Source organism: Schnuerera sp. (genome assembly GCF_035459645.1).
Classification (GTDB): domain Bacteria; phylum Bacillota; class Clostridia; order Tissierellales; family Tepidimicrobiaceae; genus Schnuerera.
Genome location: NZ_DATHXO010000179.1, coordinates 1 through 2,631, shown reverse-complemented (window position 1 = coordinate 2,631; position 2,631 = coordinate 1). Strand labels below are relative to the sequence as shown.

The 2,631-nt window shown below is 30.5% G+C and carries 5 protein-coding genes; 2 read left to right on the top strand and 3 right to left on the bottom strand.

The genetic code is table 11. From position 1 onward, the window contains the following. Together VK998_RS04360 and VK998_RS12990 are read left to right on the top strand one after the other, a co-directional pair. Nucleotides 1-286 (top strand): superoxide dismutase family protein (locus VK998_RS04360; RefSeq protein WP_325225903.1); only part of this gene is annotated, 286 nt, incomplete at its 5' end. A 209-nt stretch (nt 287-495) separates the two neighbouring features. Next, nucleotides 496-624, top strand: a complete 129-nt coding sequence (locus tag VK998_RS12990) for a hypothetical protein (RefSeq protein ID WP_414713559.1) — start codon at nt 496-498, stop codon at nt 622-624. Nucleotides 625-627: 3 nt separating this feature from the next. On the opposite strand, the gene VK998_RS04355 is transcribed toward VK998_RS12990, so the two are convergent. From VK998_RS04355 to VK998_RS04345, 3 genes are all read right to left on the bottom strand, one after another. Continuing rightward, nucleotides 628-1,515: a DegV family protein gene (locus VK998_RS04355; protein ID WP_325225901.1), complete on the bottom strand. Its 888-nt coding sequence runs from the start codon at nt 1,513-1,515 to the stop codon at nt 628-630. Between the two features lie 96 nt (nt 1,516-1,611). Further along, a complete protein-coding gene (mobB, locus tag VK998_RS04350) occupies nt 1,612-2,352 on the bottom strand; it encodes a molybdopterin-guanine dinucleotide biosynthesis protein B (RefSeq protein WP_325225900.1) in 741 nt (246 codons plus the stop codon). A gap of 14 nt (nt 2,353-2,366) precedes the next feature. After that, nucleotides 2,367-2,631 (bottom strand): energy-coupling factor transporter transmembrane component T (locus tag VK998_RS04345; protein ID WP_325225898.1); only part of this gene is annotated, 265 nt, incomplete at its 5' end.

The window sequence follows — 2,631 nt, the reverse complement described above, 5'->3', positions numbered from 1 at the left end:
TGAAAATGGAATTTGTGAAATTTCTAATCCAGAGGAACCTTTCCAATCTGCAGGAGGCCATTTTAATCCTACAAATCAGCCCCACGGAAATCACGCCGGGGATTTCCCCGTAATATTTTCAAATAATGGTTATGCTAGAATGAGTTTTTTTACGGATAAGTTTAAGCCTAAGGATATTATAGGAAAATCGGTGATAATTCATCAAAATCCTGATGATTATAGAAGCCAACCTGCTGGGAATGCTGGGAAGAGGATGGCTTGTGGAGTGATATATAGGCTTTATTAAGGGAAAGGTCGGGTTTTTAATCTGACCTTTAATTTATTTTTGTTGCTCCTAATAAATTAATATTATTAATTGGGGTTAACCACTGTGACATCAAATAAAAATTATGTGTCCTATGAAACCGGATGGACACACAGGTCCATCCCTACGAAATATAAGGAAACCATGCAGGAGATTTTCCTGTAATATTCTCAAATAATGGCTATGCTAGGATGAGTTTTTTTACAGATAAGTTTAAACCTAGGGATACTATTGGAAAGTCAGTGATAATTCATCAAAATCCTGATGGTTATAGGCACAAACTGCAGGGAATGCAGGGAAGTGAATGGATGGTAATGTGATTATTATATTGACTTTACTTCACTTACGTATGTTTCGGGTTTTTTATTAAAAAAGAATATTCCAACTCCACCTATGCCTAAATGGGAACCTAATACACTACCAATTTTTTCTATTAATATATTGTTGTTATTTCCAATTCTATCAATTATCATATCTTTTACCTCTAGAGCAGTTTTCAAGTCATCTGCATGGGTTATTCCGATTATTTGGTTAGGAAACTCTTTGATCCTCTCTTGAACAAGATCTACTACAGTACTTAGTGCTCTTTTTCTACCCCTTATCTTTTTAATAACTACCATTTTCCCATCTTGAACATCTAGAACAGGCTTAATATTTAATGCTTTTCCAATTATTGCACCACTTTTACTAATCCTTCCACCCTTTAAAAGCCAACTTAAATCATCAATGGTAAAAATATGTTCTATATACTTTATATTCTCTTTTGAAGCTTTTACTATATCCTCAAATTTATTGCCTAGTTTTGCTAATATAGCTCCTTGTAAAGCTATTAATCCAGAAGCAAAAGAACCTCCTTTTGTATCAATTATATCCATTTTTACATCTGGGAAATCCTTCTTAAGTTCCTCAATAATAAGATAACAAGTCTCATATGTACTAGATAGTTTAGAAGAAAAAGAATAGAAAATAAAGTCTATTCCCTTTGTAGCATAATCTTTAAATAATTCATAGGTTTTTTTAGGATTTGGCAATGAAGTCTTAGGGCATATTCCTTTTCTCATTGCATCATATACATCTTCAACGGAAATAGTAACCTTGTCCAAATATTCTTTATCTCTTATAAATACTCTAAGGGGTAAAATATCTATGCCATATTCTTCAATTATGCTCTCTGGTAAATCTGATGTACTGTCCATTATAATTTTTGTCATTATAACTTTACCTCCTTACCAAAATAAATAAAATTTCCATATTTCGTTTCTTGTCATTTAATATTTAAATTTACCATATTTATACTAAACATTATATCATATCTTTATAGTTATTTCCCTCCCTTTTTGGTATCCTTCTAATTCTTTAACTACCCCTAATACAGCATTAGATAATATATTTTGAACAAAAGGAACAATATCTATATCCTTTCCATCTATTTGTAATTTTACTTTGGAATCCTTTAATATACAATCTTCTCTTTTAGCCTGGCCTTTCAAAATCATAGCACCCAATTGTCTACAATTATAGCCACATTTATCACAACATTCTTCTGGAAAGTCTGGTAATTTATCATAAACTTTTTCTTCTATTAAATCAACTAATCTCTCTACATTATTAATGGTATTAATAACTGGTAAATCTTCAAATTCCTCTAATGTGTTAGATAGCTTCCCAGATATTGCAAATACCATATCATCTAATCTTTCCAGTACTTCCTTTTCATTATGAGCGGTTATTATCTTTGGTACATTTGCATCCGTAACCCCTTCTAGTACAACAAAATCATGATCATAAAATTTTAATATATTGTCTATACTTAGTTTTTCTTGGAAAAGTATATCCGTTTCATAATATCCTCTAGCTGTCACCAATTGGGAACCAGCTTCTTTATGTCTATATGTATTTGACCCTTCAGTATCTATGGCAAATTGTTCAAAATGTATTTCTTTAACAGAACCTACAGAATACCTTCTTCTTCTTAATTCCTTTATTATATTTTCTATAGTTGTAGTCTTACCTGATTCTGTAATTCCCACTACGGAAAAAACCTTCATATATTTCCCTCCAATTATCTAAAATTATAAAAAACAATATAAAAGATAGTAAAAATAATACTTATAAAAATTATAAAATAATCTTTTTTAGCCATTTTTAAAACCAGATAACTAGTACGATTATCATATGCTCTAAATCCTCTCATTTCAATAGCAATTGACAATTTTTCTGCTTTTAAAATTGTCCCTGTTAATATAGGAGCAAATAAATATGAATATATACTAATCCTCTTCTTCATAGGTAAATTTTCGATTTCTATACCCCTAAGTTGAATAGCA